This window comes from Ekhidna sp. ABH4_415 (genome assembly GCF_056161305.1).
Window position 1 is genome coordinate 69,663 of the sequence record NZ_JBSWYW010000001.1, and the last position, 21,298, is coordinate 90,960.

Below are 21,298 nucleotides of genomic sequence, written 5' to 3' on the forward strand. Positions count from 1 at the left end.
ATCTTATGACTTTTTTGTCACTCCTTCTAAAACTTCTTTGATAGGAACTCTCACACCGTCTTTGTATGAAACCACCCATGCATCTTTAACTCCCATTTCTCTAAGGTATTTTTTGAACGTATCTGCTTCCCAATAATCTCTGAATACCCCGATTGTGTATTTCTGAAGCCCATCAGCATCTTCTGCACTGAAGTTTGGAGAGTTGTCATACTTTTTCAAGTCCTTTTGCTTGAAAGCTCCAAGCTGTACTTTGAAAACCACTCCTTTACTTTCATCAATACCCCCACCAGTACTGCGTGTAGCTACATTGTCGGCAGGTTGCTTACTTTGAAGCCTGGAAAGCTCCTCCCTCAAATCTCCGATTTGAGCCTGATAGGTAAGAATTTGCTCGTCTTTTTCAGCCAATCGATCATCGATATTTCCAAGCTCCGTCTTCAAGCTTGTTACCTGGCCTTTCAAAGATTTATTTTCATCCAGTAGCTGCTTATATTGCTCTGGCTCTAATTTCTTAATCCTTTTCTTCCACTCCTTTTTCTCTTTTTTATCCATTTGAGCGTCCGCTTCAAATGCAAACACACAGCAGAGTGCCAGCGCGATAAGTGATATTGATTTTTTCATCTTTCCTGTGAAATTGGTTTTTTCTGCAATCATTAATGTTACTAAAGTACAAAAATCTCTTGATAATGGATAATGAATCAACTTTTTAGCGATCCAATCATATCTTCAGGCTTAACCCATTCCGTGAACTGCTCATCCGTAACAAGTCCCAGGTCTATGGCCGCTTTTCTTAGTGTGGTACCTTCTTTATGTGCCTTTTTAGCAATTTTAGCTGCATTTTCATACCCAATATGCGTATTCAGCGCAGTTACAAGCATTAGCGAGTTTTCTAATTTCTCTTTGATTACTTCATGATTTGGCTCTATTCCAATTGCACAATTATCATTGAAAGATTCGCATGCATCACCAATTAATCGAGCAGAATTCAGCAAATTAAAGACCATCATTGGCTTAAACACGTTCAGTTCAAAATGACCGGTAGCACCGCCAGTGGATACCGCAACATCATTTCCAATTACCTGTGCACATACCATTGTCAGTGCCTCACACTGTGTTGGGTTTACTTTTCCAGGCATAATGGATGAGCCAGGTTCATTTTCCGGAATCAATATTTCACCAATCCCACTTCTTGGTCCTGAGCAAAGCATTCTGATGTCATTTCCAATTTTCATCAGGCTTACGGCTAGTTGTTTCAATGCTCCATGTGTTTCTACAATTGCATCGTGTGCTGCTAATGCTTCGAATTTGTTCTCTGCTGTTTTCATTGGCATGCCTGAATGCTTGGCAATTTTCTTTGCTACTAACTCAGCATAACCTTTAGGAGTATTTAGACCAGTGCCAACTGCTGTTCCCCCTAATGCCAACTCTGACAAGTGGTCGAGTGTATTATTTAATGCCTTTAACCCATGGTCTAGCTGAGATACATATCCTGAGAACTCCTGTCCAAGACTTAGCGGAGTGGCATCCATGAAGTGTGTTCTACCAATTTTTACCACATCCATGAAAGCTTCCGATTTTTTATGAAGTGTATCTCGAAGCTTCTTCACCTTAGGGATGGTGTTTTCCACCACCATCTTGAAGCTGGCGATGTGCATGGCTGTTGGGAAGGTGTCATTAGAACTTTGACTTTTGTTAACATCGTCATTTGGGTGAATGATCTTTTTATCATCTGTCAATGATCCTCCATTGAGGACATGTGCTCGGTTGGCGATCACTTCGTTGGAGTTCATGTTGGATTGCGTACCCGATCCGGTCTGCCATACGACCAGCGGGAATTGATCATCCAGCTTTCCTTCGAGGATTTCATCGCATACTTTCCCAATAAGTTCAGCCTTTTCCTTGGGCAGTACTCCAAGCTCGTTGTTGGTTTCAGCAGCAGACTTTTTCAAAATGGCAAAAGCCCGGATGATTTCCATTGGCATTTGATTTTTTTCACCACCAATTTTGAAATTGTCTCTTGATCGCTGGGTTTGAGCTCCCCAATATTTATCAGCGGGCACTTTTACTTCGCCCATAGTGTCGTGTTCTATTCGGTATTCCATGTCTTCAATTTTGTGACTACAAATCTAACAATGGAAGAGGCTTTTGGATTTCATAGTAGGTTGTTTTTGTGTAATCAAATTTCCCAACCTACTTTTGTTTAGAATAATTCTAAATAAGAACATTGGCGACCTCCGTTTTACTTGCAGACTTTCAGTATCTCACCCGTCAGGGAATGGCATCACTAATTAAAGCCATGCCTGGTTTTGATCTGGTGAAGATGGTGGATTCTTCAGATCAACTGGAAGAGATGGTGAAAACCTCTCAACCCAAACTAGTGGTCATCGATATTTCAGACAAGGATCGTGAACTGATTCCTAAGTTGAAAAACTTGAAGGAAACAACAGCCTCTAGCTTCCTGGTCATATCAAATAGTCAAACCAGGGATTCCATCCAGCAGTTGTTAGGTATGGGAATCAAGGGAATCCTTACCAAAAACTGTAGTGAGGAGGAGATCATTAGTGGGTTGAGGGCCGTTTCGCAAGGCAATCGGTTCTTTTGTAATAACATCCTGGAACTGGTAGTAGATAATCCGGAAAAAGAAGATAATTGTGAACCTACCAACTTAACGCCTCGTGAGTATGAGGTATTGGAACTAATTACCCGCGGGAAGACTACAGCTCAAATAGCAGATGATTTGCATTTAAGTATTCACACCATCAATTCACATCGAAAAAATATCTTGAGAAAGTTGAACATGAATTCACCTGCAGAATTGATTGTTTATGCGTTGGAGTCTGGAATAGTCAAAGCCTCTTAACTAAAAGTCATCACTACTTCTAGCTACTATATCACTACTTCTAGTGATAAAAAATTCACGATCGATAGCGATTGACTTGAAAATTCCTCATATACACTTTTGCACCTGTTTAGAATGATTCTAAACAACCATTAGAAATGTACTTTTGCAAAACTTAATAAATGATGAAAAACAAATTATTCATTCTTACGATTTTAGGTATCGCGATATGCTCAACCAGCTGTGGAGATAATGACGATCCAACTCCTCAATTAACTATTCCTCAGGAATACATATCTACCAATTATAATGCTAATGTTACAGCAGAATCAACAGTTGTTTCGGAATTAGGAGATGTAGCCGGTGCAGTAAATGATGCGGAACTTAATGCCCAATCTAGCACGGTAACTTCTATTTCTTATCCATCGAATTTATCAGCTGTGACACTTACAAGCTATCAAACCAAAGTGTCAAGCTGGCTTCAGGAAATTGTGAATGCGGCTAACGATGACGACACATTTCAAAATCCTGGAATGGGAACACCCGCTGATGGAGAAGAGGGAGGACTTTTGGGAACCAGACTTCTGGACGAGTATGGCTTGGAACTTGAGCAAATGGTTGAGAAAGGCTCTTACGGAGCTGCACTTTATAATCACGCCTTAACGATTATTGATGGCCAGTTATCAAGTGCTTCAATTGATCAATTGGTTGAGATTTTCGGAGCAGATCCTACATTTAACGTGAACGAGGCAAGCTTTGCAGCTAAATATGCCAAGCGAAGATCAAATCACACTACAGGTGAAGGGTTCTTCTATGAAATTAAAAAGAACTTGATCACTGCAAAAGCTGCAATTGAGGCTGGTGATGCCTTTAATTCGGAGAGAGATCAAGCGCTTGCAGATTTCAAATTGAACTGGGAGAAGTCAAATTTTGCGACTGTGATTTATTACTGCAATGCTGCTAAAACAGCCCTGCAAACTGCTTCTACCGATGAAGAAAAGGGAAGTGCTATGCACGCATATGCTGAAGGGGTTGCTTTTGCACATGGATTCAAAGACGTTGCAGATAAGCAGATTACCGACGCTCAGATTGATGATATTTTAGACTTGCTAATGGCGCCTTCGGGAGAAACACCTGAGAGCTATAAGTTTTTAAATGATGCCACCTTATTGGCAAACTTTGATCAGATAATAGATGATATTCAAAGTATTTATGGTTTCACCGATGAGGAAGTCACAAGTTTTTTTGTAAATGACCCATCATAAAAAAATGAAGAAAAGAGCCCTGTAAAATCTTACAGGGCTTTTTGGATTAAGTAAAAAGAAGGAAGCAAATGAGAAGTAGGTATTTAATTCGAATAATATTTTTTCCAGTGATCGTAATACTGGCTACTGTGACATCTTGTGGTGATGACGAGCCTATTGAAGATGTGAGCTTTGATAGGAGTGCAATGCTAACAAGTCTTGCTGATGGGTTGATAATCCCGAATTTTGAACAACTTCAATCGAGTGTTCATGACTTATCAGTAGCAGTTTCAAACTTCAACGAGACGACCACACAAGATAATTTGATAGCAATAAGAACATCATGGGTGCAAGCGGTTACTGACTACCAACATTGTTCTGCTTTTGGCTTTGGACCAGGAAGTTTGCCGTTAGGTCCTTTTGCCACTGTACTTGGTGTGTTTCCTGTAGATGAAGTTCAGGTAGAAACGAATATCAAAGATTCAAACTTCAATCTTGCCGCCAGCTTCGATAGAGACATAAGGGGCTTTTTTGCTATCGAGTATTTAATCTACGGCGATGGTATGTCGGATGCTGAAATTATTACTGGATTCGATAGCAATCGGAAAGCTTATCTAAAGCTAATTGTAGATGAGTTGCAATCAACTTTCGTCACAATTACGACAGAATGGAAAAGCACTTATCGAGAAGAGTTCATTTCAAGCGAAGGTACTTCAGCTGGGAGCTCTGTTTCATTGCTTTACAATGACTTTGTGAAAGATTATGAAAACCTAAAAAACTTTAAGGTTGAACTGCCTGCCGGATTAACAGCCGGACAGGCGAGTGCAGATCCTACACTTGTTGAGGCGTATTACAGTGGTATATCGAATCAGCTGATTGATGCACATTTTGAATCTTCAAAAAATATTTGGTTTGGACTCTCCAGAGATGTTGCAGACCTCATAGGATTTGAAGAGTATTTGAATGAAGTTATAGGAGGGCCAGAACTAATCTCTCAGACTAAAACCGCAATTACAGCAATTGACGATGCGATAGAGAGCTTGCCAGAAGGGGAGTTGTCTGGCAATCTTGATGCGCAAGAGGTAGTAACACTTCGGAATCTGCTGCAAGCCAATACTCCCAATTTTAAAAGTTCGATGAGCTCCTTATTGGGTATAAGTATCACCTTTAATTCGGGAGATGGGGATTGACTAGCACGTTACCATATCGATCCATTATCAACTACCTGGAGCAACCGATTTCGATTGCTCCTTTAGTCGTTTTTAGGATAGCCTTTGGATTGCTGATGTTATTCAGCACTATTCGCTACATGGCAATGGGCTGGGTGGAAACGCAGCTGATTAATCCCACTTTGCATTTTAGCTATTATGGTTTCGAATGGGTAAAACCACTTCCCAGGGAATGGATGTATCTTGTGTTTGCCTTGATGGTAGTGAGTGCTGCAGCTATTACACTCGGAGCTTTTTATCGATTGGCGACTGCCTTATTTTTCGTTTGCTTCTCCTATGTGGAGTTGGTTGACATCACTTATTACCTGAATCATTATTATTTCGTCAGCATTGTCTCATTCCTATTGATTTTTGTGCCGGCAAACAAGCTTTTTTCGGTAGATGCTAAACGTAAACCACATATCACAAGCTACACCGCAAGCTTATGGACGATTGGTATTTTCAAGCTTCAAATCGCCATTGTTTACATCTATGCCGGTTTAGCCAAAATCAATTACGATTGGTTGATCAAAGCACTTCCTCTTTCTATTTGGTTACCTGCCAAAACAAGTATTCCTGTGATTGGATGGGTCTTTAAATTCAAAGCGACAGCTTTCCTCTTTAGCTGGCTGGGTATGTTTTTCGACACATTCATTGTAGTTGGCCTCATGTGGAAAAAAACCCGATGGCTATCGTATGCAGCAGTAGTATTTTTCCATACGATAACAGGCATCCTTTTTCAAATCGGCATTTTTCCGGTGGTGATGATTTTTGCCGTAACCATCTTCTTTTCAGCTTCCTTTCATGAGAAATTGCTGGACAAGCTCAGTGCTCTTATCGGAGGGCAACCACTTTTTGCTCTTGATGAAAGAGATAAGCAGGCAGTAAATCAAATACAATCACCATCTACCGCATTTTACCTTTTTCTTCTCGTATTCTTCACATTTCAGGTGCTATTCCCTTGGAGGTATTTGCTGTATAGCGGTAATATTTTCTGGACTGAGGAGGGGTATCGTTTTGCCTGGCGAGTAATGCTAATGGAAAAAGCTGGTACTGCCACATTTTATGTAAAAGACGGCCCTAATGGAAAAGAGGGGTCGGTAATCAACAGTCAATTTTTAAATATGCATCAGGAAAAGCAGATGGCCATGCAGCCTGATCTAATCCTACAGTTTGCCCATTATCTGGAAGATTATTTTATAGAGAAAGGAATGAGTGATCCTCAAATCAGAGCTGAAGCTTATGTGACCTTAAATGCAAGCCCTGCTCAATTGCTTATTGATCCAACTATTGATCTGACCCAGATGGAGGATGGCTGGCGAAAGAAATCATGGATAGAACCCTTTAATGCAGATGTTAATTGATGAAAAGGATTTTGTACATAGCGTCACTTCTTATAATTACTGGTCAGGTAGGAGCACAGACGTATCGTGCATACGGGAAAGTATTGAATACTACAGGAGATCCAATAGAAAATGCAACTGTGTTTGTTGAGGAACTCAATGTAAAGTCAAATACAAATGAGAAAGGGTATTTTCATCTAGAGCTGCCTGAGGGGTTGTATATTCTTGAAGTTTTCAGCATGGGGAGCAATGCAGGTGCTCAGCAGCTAGACCTGAAGACAGATACAGAAATACAATTTGTTCTTTCTGAATTCTCAGAAGATTTGGAGGAGGTTGAGATCGTAAGTCATCGTCAACAAACCAATGGAATTTCCAGGTTGAAAGCTGTTGATGGATTTGGTATTTATGAAGCAAAAAAGAATGAGCTCATTGTGATGGATGACTTTGCAGCTAATAAAGTATCCAATAATGCACGACAGGTGTTTGCAAAAGTGCCAGGATTGAACATCTGGGAAAGTGATTTTGCGGGGTTGCAATTAGATATTGCAGCAAGAGGACTAGGGCCAAGCCGAACGGCAAATTTCAACACCCGGCAGAATGGGTATGATATGAGTGCAGATGCCTTGGGTTATCCGGAAAGCTACTACATGCCTGCCATGCAGGCCGTGGATCGAATAGAGATTGTAAGAGGTGCAGCTTCATTGCAATACGGAACACAATTTGGTGGCATGCTCAACTTCAGATTAAAAAAGGCACCTGACGTTCCAATACAATTGAATGTGGAGCAGGCCGCTGGTTCGTTCGGACTATACAATTCATTTATTAGTGCGGGAGGAACAGTTGGCAAGGCAGATTATTACAGTTATTACCAATACCGAATGGGTGATGGCTGGAGAGATAACTCCGGCTTTGATTCGCATCTGGCATTTTCAAGAGTTGGATTGCTAGTAACAGATAAATTAAAGCTAGGCTTTGAATATTCGTTTCTTGATTACAAAGCTCAGCAACCTGGGGGTTTGACGGATGATGACCTTGATAATGGTGACCTAAGTAAGTCTCGTAGGAATAGGAACTGGTTCCAGGTATCGTGGAATTTGCTTGCTAACACGATAGACTACCGCTTTTCCGACCGAACGAAATTAAATATTCGCACTTTTGGACTATTCTCCGGTAGAGACGCTTTGGGAAACCTTGAACAGATTGATCGAATCGATGATCCAAATAGCAACCGAACACTGATAAGTGATAAATTCAAAAATTTTGGGTCAGAGGCACGCTTGCTTCATTATTTTGATGTCCTAGGTAAACGGTCTGCTTTGCTGTTTGGAGCTCGTTTCTATAATGGAATGACAAATCGAATGCAAGGGGATGCAAGTAGCAGTTCAGATGCTGATTTCACCTTTTTGAATCCCGAAGACCTGGAGGATTTCGATTATCAATTTCCAAGTAGAAACTACTCTTTCTTTATGGAAAACGTGATAAATGTTACAGATAGATTTAGTGTTACTCCCGGCGTTCGCTTTGAGCATATCCGTACAGATGCTAAAGGCACATGGAAGCAAACTATCAGAAACTTTTCAGGAGAGATCGTTACTGAAAATACTTTTACCGATGACAAATCAGTCGTGCGCTCACGGGCACTACTTGGATTAGGCCTTAGCTACTACCTGACGAGTGACCTAAATGTATATGCCAACTACTCTGATAATTTCAGGTCGGTAACGTTTAGTGATTTAAGGCTAAATAACCCTAATTTCATATTAGACAGTCTGATTACAGATGAAAGTGGATATAACATTGATCTGGGTATAAGAGGACGTCTGGTTGAATGGTTGAATGTAGATATAAGTATGTTCTACTTAAAATATAACGATCGCATAGGTGTGCTTCTTCCATCCGGCAGTACCATTCTGCTTAGGACAAATGTTGGAGATTCAAGACATATCGGAGTTGAATCTTTCGCTGAACTTGATGTCCTAAGAATGTTGGGTAAAGAGCGTGAAAAAGCTTCACTATCGGTATTTGCGAACTTGTCTTTGATTAATGCTGAGTACATTGATTCCGAAGACCCATCCATTGAAGGAAGAAAAGTGGAGTACGTACCAGATATGATGCTAAGGATGGGAATCAATTATTCATGGAAAGACCTTAAAGCGACTTATCAGTATTCTTATTTAAGTGAGCAATACTCGGATGCGACCAATTCCACTTTTAACCCAAATGCATTAACAGGTTTGGTGCCGTCCTATTATGTGATGGATGTTTCAGTAGAGTATGCCCCTGATCCATATAAGCTAACTTTTGGAGTAAACAATTTGACGGATCAACAGTATTTTACCAGAAGGGCTGAAAGCTACCCCGGTCCGGGAATTATTCCTGCAACACCGCGTAGTTTTTATATTTCACTTGGCTATAAGTTCTAAGTAACGACTAATACGAGCGTAATTTACAGACAGATTTTTACCGAACCCTTACTTCCCACACTTCTCACATGCAGGCTGCCTCTCTCCTGGTCCGATAAAAGACTGAACCAAAAAATAGCACGAACCGAGGAATAGAATTGCAACAGTAATTAGTTGTATCATACAAGTAATTGATAAGCGATTAATGAACTTACATAAGCCAGGACAGTCATATATCCTAACTGAACCAACGGCCATTTCCAGCTTTTAGTTTCCCGCCTGGTCACAGCCAAAGTGCTCATGCATTGCATGGCAAAAGCGTAGAAAATCATCAGGGAAATACCAGTGGCAAGCCCATAGATTTTTTCTCCCGTTTCTGGATTTATCTCCTGATTCATTCGTTCTAATAAGGAAGCTTCTGAATCTGATTCATCAATGCTGTAGATGGTAGCCATGGTGCCAACGAATACCTCTCGGGCGGCAAATGATGTGATTAAAGAAATGCCGATTTTCCAGTCGTAACCCAGCGGCTCAATGGCTGGCTCGATTTGTTTGCCAAGTATTCCGATGAAAGAACTTTCAAGTGATGTCTGCGGTAGTATTTCCTCAGTTTCATTGGACGAGCTGAATGATCTCGGACCGTAGGATCCCAGCACCCAAAGGATGATCGAAATAGCCAATATGATACGTCCTGCTCCCCACACAAATGCTTTACTCTTTTCGAAGACATTATAAATGACATTTCGAAATTTTGGCAATTGATACCGAGGCATCTCCATGATCAAAAAACTTTTGGACTTAGTCAGGAGAATAGCTTTAAAAATCATGGCAAAAACCAGTGCAGCGACGATTCCTAGCACATACATACCGAAAAGTACCAGCCCTTGCATGTTAATGAAACCAGCAACCAATTTATCAGGTACTGTAAGCGCAATCAGTAAAATATAAACAGGCAAACGCGCCGAGCAGCTCATCAGAGGAGTGACAAGAATTGTGATCAGTCTTTCCTTCGGCTGATCAATGGAACGGCTGGACATGATAGCCGGAATAGCACAAGCTACACCGGATATTAAAGGCACCACACTTTTCCCATGCAGTCCAAAAGGCCTCATGATTTTGTCCATTAAAAAGACGACCCGTGTCATGTATCCGGTTTCTTCAAGCACGGTGAGAAACAAGAACAGAAAAGCGATCTGAGGGATAAAAATCACAACTCCTCCGACCCCTGGAATAATGCCTTCGGTGACTAAAGAACTTAGCGGGCCTTCAGGGAGCCGTTCTGATAAAAACGAACTGGAGCTGATGAAGAAATTGTCAATCAGGTCCATCGGGACGTTCGCAAAAACGTAGATAAACTGAAAGATCACGAACAGAATAGCGAGGAAGATAGTGTATCCCCATACTTTGTGAAGAAGGAATTTGTCCAGCTTATTAGAAAACGTATCGGCCTTTTTATCGCCCTTTTCCAGAAACTTCATCAGCTTATTGATCTTCTGATGTCTGGCTTCAGTTTCCTTTAGGTAATCGATTCCGTTATCACTTTGGTAAAATGGCTGCCAGTTGTTGTTCGATTTGAAAGAAGCGATTGCTGATTTTAAGGCATCTATATTTCCATCCCGAGCATTTAAAGGGATGACAGGAACACCCCCCAAAAGTGAACTTAGTTTTTCCGTTGAAATATTTTCATTGTCCTTTTGGCTCAGGTCGATTCGATTGAGCACCAGTATAACTGGTACATTTAGATCGTAAACCTGTGAGAACAATAACAGATTGCGGTGAAGGTTGATTGCATCGGCGATTACAACAACTACATCGGGAGTGGTGTCTCCAGTAAGATAATTAAGAACGACTTGCTCATCTTCCGTTTTTGGGTGCAGGCTGTACGTTCCGGGAAGATCTACAACCTCTACGCTTTGCTCCCCAAGCTTGAATGAACCGTACTTTTTATCGACTGTAACACCCGGGTAGTTTCCTACCTTCTGATTGAGGCCAGTCAATAAGTTGAATATGGTGCTTTTCCCAACGTTCGGATTCCCTACTAAAGCTATCTTTCTGACCAATGCTTTTAATTTTCCTTGATGGTAATTAAATCTGCTTCATTTTGACGAAGCATAATAAGCTGTCCTCCTACCTTAACGATTAGCGGATCTCCAAAAGGAGCTTTTCTCACTACCTCTATAGTTTGATCAGGATAAACACCCATTTCGTATAACCGATCTTTCAGATCACTTTCTTCAATGTGAGCGATAGTATGTGGAGTGGAAGAAAGACTGGAAGAAAGCTTACTCATGCCGTGAAATTGATTGAAGATTTTTTTTCTTCTGACTGACTGCAAATCTACTTATTAAGAATCAATCTAAATAATAATATGGTTCCATTTTCGCAGTTGTGAAGATTACTGGCCACCCACTTTCTGCAGCTGATAAAAATCATTTAGAATAATTCTAAATAAGCTTGGAACATTTCCGATTCGGAATTACGTTTGCGTTCTATTTAGAATCTATCTAAATAAGAAATTGATCAATGAGTAGTATCCCTTTGCAACTTCCAACTTCTAAGCTCTATGAGGAGCACCTTCAGAATAAGAAAAAGAAGGGTAAGAAATTAAAGAAGGAGTGCTGTTTCAAATACATGAAAAAGAAGGGGAAATACTGCAAATCATGTCCAACATTACACGCAATGTGCCAGAATGCAGGAAGAGATCTATAAAACAAAGAGTGCGGCAATCGCCCAATGCGAGCTAACAGATTCGTTTTTGCTGACGTTTGATCAGGAAGAAATTCCGTTTAAGCTGTGTGATTTGTATGCATTCCGTAAGACGATCATGTCTTTTGATATTGTGGAATTACTAGAAAGCTCTGCGCCTGATGTTGAGGTCGTACACCTTCCTCATTGCGATCGCTTTTTGGTATTGTCCATTCGGGAGATATTGGAATTTAGAGAGCTTCTAAACGGAACGTTCGATACCTTAGCGCTTAATAGCGCGGTTCAGAAGATTTTACGTAAGAACGTATTCAACTTCTGATCTGTTAATCGTTTAAGGGCTAAATCAGATTTACAATGAAAGATATTTTAAGAAGACATCACGTACTCAAAGATGAGATCGTAGATATCATCAATCGTCAGATCAAAATGGAGGCGCACTCATCTGCAGCTTATTTGGCAATGGCAGCATGGTGTGATGTGAGAGGGTATGATAACAGTGCTGAGTTTTTCTTCAATCAATCAGATGAAGAGCGCAAGCATCAGCTAAAACTTTTTCACTATCTGTGTGACATGGAATGTGATGCGGTTTCTCCGACAGTTGGTGAAAGCCAGCATGATTTTGGATCACTGAGAGAGGTATTCGAAAAGGCACTGGAGCATGAGATTGCAGTCTCTGATGCTATTCATGAGATTGTAGGGGAATGCAGAAAGTACAATGACATTGCGACGGAAGAATTCATGCGTTGGTTCGTGCAGGAGCAAATAGAAGAAGAATACATTGCCAGAAGAGCTCTTGAACTATTTGATGTGTTGGGTGAAGATAAAATCGCCCTTGGAATGTTCGAAGAGCGTATCCTAGAGATCAAGTACGAGGAGGGGTAAAAACTTACCTTTAGTGTCATTTCGACCGCAGGAGAAATCTTTACCAATTGAGAAAAAGATTCTTCGCATTTGCTCGGAATGACAAAAAAAGAAAATTGGAAAGCTTCCTACACAGGAAGCTTTTTTTATATCTACCACCTCGCCTTGCTTCCCCTCACATCTACGTGAATAAAACCATTGTGCCGACTGTTTTTTCGGTAGAAGCCCAGACCCCCTACATAGGAGCTGTAACGATCCTTTGAGTACTCACTTTCGACGATGCTGTAAAAAACGCGCACATCTTTCTCGTCGATGACCCCATCTCCATTCAAATCATCCATGCTTCCGTCTTTGTTCTGATCGATGAAGATATCAGCAGCACCACCATACACATGTCGACTATACTGAACATTTCCAATAGATTTATTGTAAAATGGGGTTCTGTATCCGCTTATAAATCCAAATGTTTCAATATCGTATCCTTTTTCATTAACTCGCTCAAGTATGAACTCGAGTTTGAGTAACAGACGCTCCCTGACGATAACGTATTTCGGATAGCCACCGGCCTGTTTACATAGGAATTGCTTTAGAGTAAAATGAGGTGTCAATTTCAGATCCTGATTTTCTGGTGTTACTTCAAAAAGTCCTTTAGGGGCATTGTAGATAGGATTTCCTCTCAATGGTTGCGATGGATAATTACCTATTCGATATTTATTTAAATACTCTCCATTCTTTTGACTCAAGGGAGTCAACACCAGGATATTAATGGAAATCGTTTTTCCTTCCTGATTGGAAACAGTTGCTCGATATACTCCCGGCGTATTTGATGCAGTTATTTTCCATCTTGTATTAAAAGCTGTAGCATTTACCTCAACATCATCGCTTTTAACAGCGATGGCCTTCGAACTGCTTATCACAATTTCTGATCTTGGCATCACAAAAGTTGAGAAGATCTTATATGGATTTAACTCTCCGTTTACAACGATAGTAAATCCTGCACGCTGGTGATCATAGGCCCTTGAAGGAAATGACACCAACGAAATAAAAAATAGAAGTATAAGATTTTTCATTTATTAAAGACTTGGAGGGGTGGCTGTAAGTGATCTGAGTACTGCTGGGTCGCGATCATATAAGTCACTTCTAAAGTGAACTTGTCCATTACTTACCCAAGAGGTAAGGTATAAAATATGTACAGGTAGTGTTTTTTTGAGAATTACCGATTGTTCCTTTCCATTTTTAATGGTTCCCTCAATTTTCTCTTTGGTCCACCCTGGCTGCTCTTTTAAAATATATTCGGCGAGCATCAGAGGATTGTTCACCCGGATACACCCGGAGCTGAAAGCCCGATCGGTTTGACTGAACAATTCTTTACTCGGAGTATCATGGATGTAGACGTTATATTGGTTCGGAAACATAAACTTGACTACACCCAAAGCATTGGTAGGGCCTGAGTCTTGTCTTAATATATATGGGAAATTTCCTCTTGATAAGGAGGACCAATCGATGGTGTAAGGATCTACTTCCACTGCGTTGCTTCCCTGTCCTTGTAGAACCCTGATATTCTTTGATTTGGCATATCCTGGATTCTTTTTTAATTCAGGAAGCATGTCATTGAATAAGATGGTTGGAGGCACGGTCCATGTAGGATTAAACACCATGTAGGTCATTTTGCTGCTAAATACGGGTGTTTTCCTAAATGGTTTACCTACAATGACCTTTTCCTCAAATGTTTTCTTTCGGTTGTTGTAAACCTCTAATTGATAATTTGCGATGTTCACAATCACATAGTGATCCCCCATCTCTTCTGCCGCCCAGCGGTAGCGTTCCATGTTTATTAATATTTGTTCTACTCGTTTCTCAGCTGGGATATTTAATGATGCAGTGGTGAGCTTTCCGAGGTTGCCATCGGCCTCCAGGCCATTTCTGATCTGATATTTTTTAACAGCTTCAGCGAGTTCATCCGAATACGAAAAGCCAACAGAAAAGTTCTCTTTTAGATCATAAGTTTTTTTTAATCGATTGATCAATGACGGGACCCTTAAGCTATCTGTCATTCCGGGTTTTAATGTTTCTCCAACGGGTATGCTTCCCCAACCTCCCTTTGCTACTATGGATCGGTATTCGCGGAGGGCATTTTTGAGTCCTTTGTAGCCAGTATGATTAGGAGCCATGTTTGTGAGCGATTCTTTAACATTGTTATCAGCCAATGCTGACCTTAATACTGACTTGGCATCTCCCTCTCTTCGAATCGCTTGCCATTCGCTATCCACCGTTTCCGGATTTACCTTCCCATTGAGTAAGTGGCTAGAGTAAAGCAAAAAAGCATCTGTTAAAAGCAAGTCAAATTCAGCGGCTTCAACTGCATCTCTTTTTTTGGCTCGAAAATCTTGAATAGCATCAATGTGATAATCCTTTGGATTAAATCCCTCCTCGTTAGATTTTTCCAGTATGGTAATGAGCGCATCGGCATCTGATTTGTTCCATACTTTTTTAAATCCACTCTCCTGATAAAATACTGGTAATGTTTTTTTGCAGTAAATGGACTCACCCTGAATAGTAACAGGCAGCCCCGCCGTAACCATCTCGACCTTATGCCTCAGAAATTCGTCCTGATCAGGTGATAGCAGCAGAGGAAACATTAACAGTAGAACAAACTTGACAAATAAATTCATAATGCTAATAGATAACTGTTAATCGTTTGCTTCAATAAGAAGTTGATCTTTGAACTTACTAACAAAATCCCAAAGTACCACTCCTATACTTACAGAGATGTTTAGTGAATGCTTGGTGCCGTATTGAGGGATTTCCAATACATCATCCGCCGTTTCCACTACTTTATCATTCACCCCAAATACTTCGTTCCCAAATACAAAGGCATACTTATGTTTACCAACTTCAAAATCAAGTAGTGATGTACTTTCATCTGCTTGTTCCACTGCCACAATCTGGTAGCCTTCTTTTTTTAGGTCTGCTATACAATCGGCAATCGCTTCCTTGTGTTCCCATTCCACCGAATCTTGGGCTCCCAATGCGGTCTTGTTAATTTCCCGATGAGGAGGAGTGGCCGTAATTCCGCACAAGTAAATTTTTTCAACTCGAAATGCATCAGAGGTACGAAAAGCAGACCCTACATTCATGGCACTGCGGACGTCATCAAGCACCAAAACGACTGGTATTTTTTCCGCATTTTTAAATTCCTCAGGCGATAGCCTGTCCAGCTCTTCGTTCTTAATTTTTCGCATGGATTATTACCATTAATATTGCAAACTAAACCACAAAACTAAACCGATCCATCTGCATGGCAGGCACCAAAACGAAAGCGAAGGAAACCCCTCTGATGAAACAATACAATCAGATCAAGAGCAAGTACCCGGGTGCATTGCTGTTGTTCCGGGTGGGGGATTTTTACGAAACGTTTGGGGAAGATGCAGTAAAGGCTAGTAAGGCGCTTGATATTGTATTGACCAAGCGAGCCAATGGCTCACAAAAAGAAATGGAATTGGCAGGCTTCCCGCATCACGCCATGGACAATTACCTACCAAAGTTGGTTCGGGCAGGCTATCGGGTAGCTATTTGCGACCAGCTGGAAGATCCAAAATCTGTGAAGGGAATTGTCAAACGTGGAGTGACTGAGTTGGTCACCCCAGGCCTTTCGCTCAATGACAATGTATTGGATCAGCGAAAGAATAACTTCCTTGCTTCTGTCTACCCAGGCAAGGAAAAATGCGGTGTTTCCTTTCTCGATTTGTCTACCGGGGAGTTTATGGTTTCGTCCGGAACTGAAGATTATGTTGATAAACTCATACGCGGATTTCAACCTTCAGAAATCATTTACCCCAAACCAAATCGGGATTGGTATGGAGCCAATTACGGTGAGCACTTTTCGTCGTTTGCCCTGGAGGAATGGATCTTCAGTAAAGAATACGGATACGAAAAGCTGACCACTCATTTTAATGTGCCGAACCTCAAAGGCTATGGCATTGAAGAATTGTCTGAAGGTATTTTGGCTGCCGGTGCGATTCTTTACTACCTGGATGAAACCGAGCACAAGGAAACTAACCACATTAAGTCCATCTCACGGATTGATGAGAATAAATATGTGTGGTTGGATCGGTTCACTATTCGTAACTTAGAATTGATCCAGTCAGCACAACCAGATGGTATCTCCTTGATCGAAACGATCAACCAAACCCTTACCCCGATGGGTGGAAGGTTGTTGAGAAAATGGCTGGTACTTCCGCTCAAAAGCAAACCGGAAATCGACCAACGACTGGATGTGGTGGAGACGCTAACACAAGAGGAGGAGCTCCAGGATGCCCTGCGAGAGCACCTTGAAAAAATTGGCGACCTGGAACGGTTGGTTGGAAAAGTAGCCACTAGTCGGGTTAATCCAAGAGAGCTGCTGCAATTAAAAAAGAGCTTGCTTCAACTGGAACCCATTCGTTCGCTTATAACAGGGAAAGAAGCACTGAATGCCTTTTATGATCTTTTGAATCCGTGCGAAAAGCTCATTGAAAAGCTTACCAGTGATCTCAATGACGATGCTCCTTTGCAGCTGCATCAAGGAGGAGTGATCAAAGAAGGCGTAAATACTGATTTGGATGAGTTGCGAGCCATTTCCACTTCGGGGAAAGATTTTCTTTCAGGCATCCGGGATCGAGAGATTGAGCGAACCGGGATTAGCTCGTTGAAGATTGCTTACAATAAAGTATTCGGATACTACCTGGAAGTATCCAATGCGCACAAGGACAAGGTGCCGGAAGAATGGATCCGAAAACAGACCCTCGTGAATGCAGAGCGATACATCACTGAGGAGCTAAAGCAATACGAAGAAAAAATCCTGAATGCGGAATCTCAAATTGGTGTATTGGAGCAAAAACTCTATTCTGAATTGGTTGTTTTTGCACAATCCTATATCGATACAATCCAGCAAAACGCCAAGGTGATTGCACAACTCGACTGCCTGTCTTGCTTTGCGAAGCAGGCAAAATCTTATAGTTACTGTCGCCCAAATATCTCAGAAGAAAAAACCATCGACATTAAAGAAGGTCGACACCCGGTGATTGAGCGAAACCTGCCGGACGGTGAGGATTATATTACCAACGACCTTTACCTCGATAATGAGTCTCAGCAGGTGATGATCATAACGGGCCCTAACATGGCAGGTAAGTCGGCACTGCTAAGGCAGACCGCTCTCATCACATTGATGGCGCAGATGGGCTCATTTGTGCCTGCAGGCTATGCGAAAATTGGGCTGGTAGATAAGGTATTTACACGTGTTGGGGCCTCAGATAACTTGTCCCGAGGAGAGTCTACCTTCATGGTGGAGATGACAGAGACCGCCAGCATCCTGAATAATTTGAGTGATCGTTCGCTGGTACTGATGGATGAGATTGGAAGAGGGACAAGCACGTATGATGGGATTTCCATTGCCTGGTCAATTGTAGAGCATTTGCATAACCACCCCAAAGCCAAGGCCAAGACCCTTTTCGCAACACACTATCATGAGCTAAATGAGCTGGCGAAAGATTTGCCTCGCGTGAAAAATTTCAATGTGTCCGTGAAGGAGCTGGATAACAAAGTGATTTTTATGCGGAAACTGGTGGAGGGGGGCAGTGAGCACAGCTTTGGGATTCATGTAGCTCAGATGGCAGGGATGCCAAATGAGATTGTGATCCGTGCAAATGAAATTTTAAAGCATCTGGAAAAAGAAAAACTGACAGATAGTGATCGCCAGAAACTAGAAGAACTCGCTCCCCATAACTATCGGGACAGACAGTTCCAGATGAATTTATTCGAAGCAGATCCACGGATGGAGCGCATGCTGGATATTCTTCGAAATATCGATGTAAATACGACCTCACCTGTTGAGGCCTTACTTAAGATAAATGAGTTGAAGGATGTGCTGAAAGGTAGTTAAGCCACAGCAGCAACTTCGTACTGTATGGAATCTGCCTCCATGATCAAACTATTGACGTATTGAAGCTTAGACTCTAGTGCTTCATCACTTCTTCCATCCAGTAATCTCACCAAATGTTTTCTGATTTTTACAGCACATTCTAGCGTCATTTCTATTTCTTCGTTCAACATAATTGTATTGTTTTTGTGTGGTTTGTATTTTTTGTCTCGTTGGACAATACAAATGTGATAAATAGCCAGACGCATAACTTTTGTGAAAATCTGGATATTCATCTACGCATAATTACTAGGCGATTTTTACGCGATTTTGGCGCTCGATTAAAGCATATGTTTCATCGATTCCCGATTGCCCGTTGATCGAAAGAATTTGGAAGGAAATAGAATTATACGTATTTGAAGATAGCTTAAACTCTCAACGTAATTTCTTTCTAATCAAATAGCATTAACAATACTGCAGGTAATTAATTGCTAAGAAGAATTAATCAATGCGATCTCCGATTTCGATAATTTCTATTTGAATTTTACTGGCCCGTATGCCATCAATTTCGAGTATTTCTGCGTGTACTCCCTCATCCAGTTCGATTTTTTCATCCTTCTCCAGTTTATGACCCACTTTTTCTACGATCAGTCCGGATATCGTATCAGCATCCTCAGCGCTAAGGTTGAGTTTGAAACGATCGTTTATATCCTCAATCTGGACATCACCATTGACGATTATTTTACCATCTTTTAGCTCTTCAATCTCTGCCTCTTCAACATCAAATTCATCCTGCATGCTTCCAACCAATTCTTCCAAAACATCTTCCAGCGTTGCAATCCCAAGGACTGTCCCGTATTCATCTTGTATAAAAGCCAAATGCTGTCTCGCATTTCTAAATTCCTGCAATAATTTCCCAAGCAAGATATTTTCAGGCACCATCATAGCAGGCCTTGCTACCGTTGTGAGATCCACATCATCTTTATGATTGTAGCCTACAATATCTTTTATATGAACAACCCCCAGTACTTTGTCCAATGAATCGTCACAAAGGGGGAATCGTGTGTGCCTGGAAGCTCTTGCAAACTCCAGGTTTTTAAGAAAAGAGTCATTGGCATCCAGAAATTCCACATCGCTGCGTGGTTTCATAATTTGTTTGGCAACTGTATCGTCAAATCGGAAGACGGCATTTAATAAGCGATGCTCATTTTTGGTCAATTCTCCCTTAGCATAGGCAATACTCAATGAAGCCTGAATCTCTTCTTCGGAAAGAGGAGTATCATGTTCATCTGATTCATCTATTCCCAACCATTTCAGAAATACATTGGTGATCCCATTAAGTACGTACATAAAAGGGTATAGCACCATGTAGAATCCTTTTAAGAGGAGCGCAGAGCCCAGAAATACAGGTCCTGGCTTTCTGATGGCATAAATCTTAGGTACCTGCTCACCAATGACAATGTGAAATGCAGTAATAGTTGTGAAGGCAATGGTAAAGGCTATTACATGGATGAGATTCTCAGATTCAATGCCTAAGTCGTGGATCAATGGTGTGATCAGGTGGGCAATAGCCGGCTCACCAATCCAACCCAAAGCAAGAGAAGCCATGGTTATACCTAGCTGACAAGCAGAAAGGGCAAGGTTTTGCCTTTTATACAGCCACATTGCGGTAGTGGCAAAAGGTTGTTTTTCCCGTATCATTTTCTTGATCTTGCTCTTAGTGAGCTTGACCAGGGCAAATTCTGCTGCAACAAAAAAGCCATTGAGGATAACAAAAATAACGGTCAAGCCAATCTTGATTCCATCCATTGTGTAGCTAGGTTCTGCTTCCATTCAGGTTATTTATTTTTGGGTGTTAAATCTTTCCTATAGTTGCTCAATCTAAGCCTTTACCTTGTCTTTAGGCCTTTTCTTTTTGCTCGCTGTTTTCTCAATGTACTCCACGATCTTTCCTGCAATGTCCACTCCTGTGGCACTTTCAATACCCTCCAGGCCGGGCGAAGAATTTACTTCCAGAACCATGGGTCCACGACTGGATTGCAGCATATCCACCCCTGCGATAGCTAATCCCATTGCTTTTGCGGCACCAAGCGCAGTGGCCTTTTCTTCATTCGTTAGTTTTACGATTTTGGCTTGACCTCCGCGGTGAAGATTTGACCTGAATTCTCCTTCTTTACCTTGTCGCTTCATCGCACCCACTATTGCTCCATCAACAATAAAGGCACGTAAGTCTGCACCTCCGGCTTCTTTGATGAATTCCTGAAGAATTACCCGTGTTTTAAGGCTGTCAAAAGCCTCAACAACTGAGACAGCTGCTTTGTCAGTCTCAGCTAAAACGACACCTAGACCCTGAGTTCCTTCCAGCAATTTGATGACTACCGGAGCACGCCCAATGTGATGCAATACTTTGTTTTCCTGCTTACTGAAGTTGGTGAAAGCAGTTTTTGGCATCTTAATTCCTGATCGAGAAAGAATCTGAAGGCTTCTGAGTTTGTCCCGTGAGCGAGTGATGGCTAATGAATCTACAGCTGAAAAAACATTCATCATTTCAAACTGTCGAACAACAGCTGTACCATAGAAAGTCACGGAAGCACCAATTCTGGGAATTATAGCTTCAATATCGACTAGCTTTTCACCTTGATAATATACAAGAGGACCCTCATCCTCCATGATAATGTCACACTTCAAATGATCAATGACTCTACCTTCATGCCCCCTCTCATTGATTGCTTCAATCAAGCGACGAGTAGAGTATAGTTTGGGATTTCTGGAGAGTACTGCGATTTTCATAATAAAGCATTT

18 protein-coding genes are annotated in these 21,298 nt (G+C 41.3%); 8 read left to right on the forward strand and 10 right to left on the reverse strand.

The features are described from left to right. Window positions 1-3: 3 nt before the first annotated feature. Window positions 4-618, reverse strand: coding sequence for an Ezrin/radixin/moesin family protein (locus ACXAH9_RS00290; protein WP_474892890.1), 615 nt, complete (start codon window positions 616-618; stop codon window positions 4-6). 77 nt (window positions 619-695) lie between these two features. Beyond that, the gene (fumC, locus tag ACXAH9_RS00295) at window positions 696-2,099 is read right to left on the reverse strand and encodes a class II fumarate hydratase (RefSeq protein WP_474892891.1); all 1,404 of its coding nucleotides are present in this window, start codon (window positions 2,097-2,099) and stop codon (window positions 696-698) included. Window positions 2,100-2,221: 122 nt separating this feature from the next. On the opposite strand from fumC, the gene ACXAH9_RS00300 reads away from it, so the two are divergent. The 5 genes from ACXAH9_RS00300 (at window position 2,222) to ACXAH9_RS00320 (ending at window position 9,054) form a co-directional block, all read left to right on the forward strand. After that, a complete protein-coding gene (locus ACXAH9_RS00300; protein WP_474892892.1) occupies window positions 2,222-2,857 on the forward strand; it encodes a response regulator transcription factor in 636 nt (211 codons plus the stop codon). A 164-nt stretch (window positions 2,858-3,021) separates the two neighbouring features. Beyond that, window positions 3,022-4,101 (forward strand): hypothetical protein, encoded by a 1,080-nt coding sequence (locus ACXAH9_RS00305; protein ID WP_474892893.1) that lies wholly within the window; start codon window positions 3,022-3,024, stop codon window positions 4,099-4,101. 107 nt (window positions 4,102-4,208) lie between these two features. Beyond that, window positions 4,209-5,270, forward strand: a complete 1,062-nt coding sequence (locus tag ACXAH9_RS00310; protein WP_474892894.1) for an imelysin family protein — start codon at window positions 4,209-4,211, stop codon at window positions 5,268-5,270. Then, entirely contained in the window at window positions 5,267-6,652 is a 1,386-nt protein-coding gene (locus ACXAH9_RS00315; protein ID WP_474892895.1) for an HTTM domain-containing protein, read from the forward strand. Before ACXAH9_RS00310 ends, ACXAH9_RS00315 begins: the two co-directional genes overlap by 4 nt. Next, the gene (locus tag ACXAH9_RS00320; RefSeq protein ID WP_474892896.1) at window positions 6,652-9,054 is read left to right on the forward strand and encodes a TonB-dependent receptor domain-containing protein; all 2,403 of its coding nucleotides are present in this window, start codon (window positions 6,652-6,654) and stop codon (window positions 9,052-9,054) included. Before ACXAH9_RS00315 ends, ACXAH9_RS00320 begins: the two co-directional genes overlap by 1 nt. Before the next feature lie 158 nt (window positions 9,055-9,212). Here the strand turns inward: ACXAH9_RS00320 and feoB are convergent, their stop codons facing one another. Together feoB and ACXAH9_RS00330 are read right to left on the reverse strand one after the other, a co-directional pair. Continuing rightward, on the reverse strand, window positions 9,213-11,093 hold the full coding sequence (gene feoB / locus ACXAH9_RS00325; RefSeq protein WP_474892897.1) for a ferrous iron transport protein B: 1,881 nt from the start codon (window positions 11,091-11,093) through the stop codon (window positions 9,213-9,215). A 5-nt stretch (window positions 11,094-11,098) separates the two neighbouring features. Further along, window positions 11,099-11,323 (reverse strand): FeoA family protein, encoded by a 225-nt coding sequence (locus ACXAH9_RS00330; RefSeq protein WP_474892898.1) that lies wholly within the window; start codon window positions 11,321-11,323, stop codon window positions 11,099-11,101. Window positions 11,324-11,722: 399 nt separating this feature from the next. On the opposite strand from ACXAH9_RS00330, the gene ACXAH9_RS00335 reads away from it, so the two are divergent. After that, window positions 11,723-12,058: a hypothetical protein gene (locus ACXAH9_RS00335; RefSeq protein WP_474892899.1), complete on the forward strand. Its 336-nt coding sequence runs from the start codon at window positions 11,723-11,725 to the stop codon at window positions 12,056-12,058. Window positions 12,059-12,093: 35 nt separating this feature from the next. After that, window positions 12,094-12,621 (forward strand): ferritin, encoded by a 528-nt coding sequence (locus tag ACXAH9_RS00340; protein WP_474892900.1) that lies wholly within the window; start codon window positions 12,094-12,096, stop codon window positions 12,619-12,621. Window positions 12,622-12,752: 131 nt separating this feature from the next. On the opposite strand, the gene ACXAH9_RS00345 is transcribed toward ACXAH9_RS00340, so the two are convergent. From ACXAH9_RS00345 to ACXAH9_RS00355, 3 genes are read right to left on the reverse strand one after another with little or no spacing between them, the layout of a single operon-like run. Next, a complete protein-coding gene (locus ACXAH9_RS00345) occupies window positions 12,753-13,670 on the reverse strand; it encodes a D-Ala-D-Ala carboxypeptidase family metallohydrolase (RefSeq protein ID WP_474892901.1) in 918 nt (305 codons plus the stop codon). A gap of 3 nt (window positions 13,671-13,673) precedes the next feature. Continuing rightward, a complete protein-coding gene (locus ACXAH9_RS00350) occupies window positions 13,674-15,272 on the reverse strand; it encodes a L,D-transpeptidase family protein (RefSeq protein ID WP_474892902.1) in 1,599 nt (532 codons plus the stop codon). An 18-nt stretch (window positions 15,273-15,290) separates the two neighbouring features. Further along, window positions 15,291-15,842, reverse strand: coding sequence for an RNA methyltransferase (locus ACXAH9_RS00355; protein WP_474892903.1), 552 nt, complete (start codon window positions 15,840-15,842; stop codon window positions 15,291-15,293). 56 nt (window positions 15,843-15,898) lie between these two features. Between ACXAH9_RS00355 and mutS the strand changes: the two genes are divergently transcribed. After that, the gene (mutS, locus tag ACXAH9_RS00360) at window positions 15,899-18,520 is read left to right on the forward strand and encodes a DNA mismatch repair protein MutS (RefSeq protein WP_474892904.1); all 2,622 of its coding nucleotides are present in this window, start codon (window positions 15,899-15,901) and stop codon (window positions 18,518-18,520) included. Here the strand turns inward: mutS and ACXAH9_RS00365 are convergent. The 3 genes from ACXAH9_RS00365 to rimK form a co-directional block, all read right to left on the reverse strand. Further along, window positions 18,517-18,792: a hypothetical protein gene (locus ACXAH9_RS00365; protein WP_474892905.1), complete on the reverse strand. Its 276-nt coding sequence runs from the start codon at window positions 18,790-18,792 to the stop codon at window positions 18,517-18,519. The genes mutS and ACXAH9_RS00365 overlap by 4 nt on opposite strands. 205 nt (window positions 18,793-18,997) lie before the next feature. Continuing rightward, on the reverse strand, window positions 18,998-20,329 hold the full coding sequence (locus ACXAH9_RS00370) for a hemolysin family protein (RefSeq protein ID WP_474892906.1): 1,332 nt from the start codon (window positions 20,327-20,329) through the stop codon (window positions 18,998-19,000). Between the two features lie 48 nt (window positions 20,330-20,377). Continuing rightward, the gene (rimK, locus tag ACXAH9_RS00375; protein WP_474892907.1) at window positions 20,378-21,286 is read right to left on the reverse strand and encodes a 30S ribosomal protein S6--L-glutamate ligase; all 909 of its coding nucleotides are present in this window, start codon (window positions 21,284-21,286) and stop codon (window positions 20,378-20,380) included. Window positions 21,287-21,298 lie beyond the last annotated feature (12 nt).

Excerpts from the sequence above, each read along its gene's own strand:
- ACXAH9_RS00290 (WP_474892890.1), bottom strand. The coding sequence starts at position 618 with ATGAAAAAATCAATATCACTTATCGCGCTGGCACTCTGCTGTGTGTTT.
- ACXAH9_RS00335 (WP_474892899.1), top strand. The coding sequence starts at position 11,723 with ATGCAGGAAGAGATCTATAAAACAAAGAGTGCGGCAATCGCCCAATGC.
- mutS (WP_474892904.1), top strand. The coding sequence starts at position 15,899 with ATGGCAGGCACCAAAACGAAAGCGAAGGAAACCCCTCTGATGAAACAA.
- ACXAH9_RS00340 (WP_474892900.1), top strand. The coding sequence starts at position 12,094 with ATGAAAGATATTTTAAGAAGACATCACGTACTCAAAGATGAGATCGTA.
- ACXAH9_RS00345 (WP_474892901.1), bottom strand. The coding sequence starts at position 13,670 with ATGAAAAATCTTATACTTCTATTTTTTATTTCGTTGGTGTCATTTCCT.
- fumC (WP_474892891.1), bottom strand. The coding sequence starts at position 2,099 with ATGGAATACCGAATAGAACACGACACTATGGGCGAAGTAAAAGTGCCC.
- ACXAH9_RS00330 (WP_474892898.1), bottom strand. The coding sequence starts at position 11,323 with ATGAGTAAGCTTTCTTCCAGTCTTTCTTCCACTCCACATACTATCGCT.
- ACXAH9_RS00320 (WP_474892896.1), top strand. The coding sequence starts at position 6,652 with ATGAAAAGGATTTTGTACATAGCGTCACTTCTTATAATTACTGGTCAG.
- ACXAH9_RS00350 (WP_474892902.1), bottom strand. The coding sequence starts at position 15,272 with ATGAATTTATTTGTCAAGTTTGTTCTACTGTTAATGTTTCCTCTGCTG.
- ACXAH9_RS00365 (WP_474892905.1), bottom strand. The coding sequence starts at position 18,792 with ATGAATATCCAGATTTTCACAAAAGTTATGCGTCTGGCTATTTATCAC.
- ACXAH9_RS00305 (WP_474892893.1), top strand. The coding sequence starts at position 3,022 with ATGAAAAACAAATTATTCATTCTTACGATTTTAGGTATCGCGATATGC.
- ACXAH9_RS00355 (WP_474892903.1), bottom strand. The coding sequence starts at position 15,842 with ATGCGAAAAATTAAGAACGAAGAGCTGGACAGGCTATCGCCTGAGGAA.
- rimK (WP_474892907.1), bottom strand. The coding sequence starts at position 21,286 with ATGAAAATCGCAGTACTCTCCAGAAATCCCAAACTATACTCTACTCGT.
- ACXAH9_RS00370 (WP_474892906.1), bottom strand. The coding sequence starts at position 20,329 with ATGGAAGCAGAACCTAGCTACACAATGGATGGAATCAAGATTGGCTTG.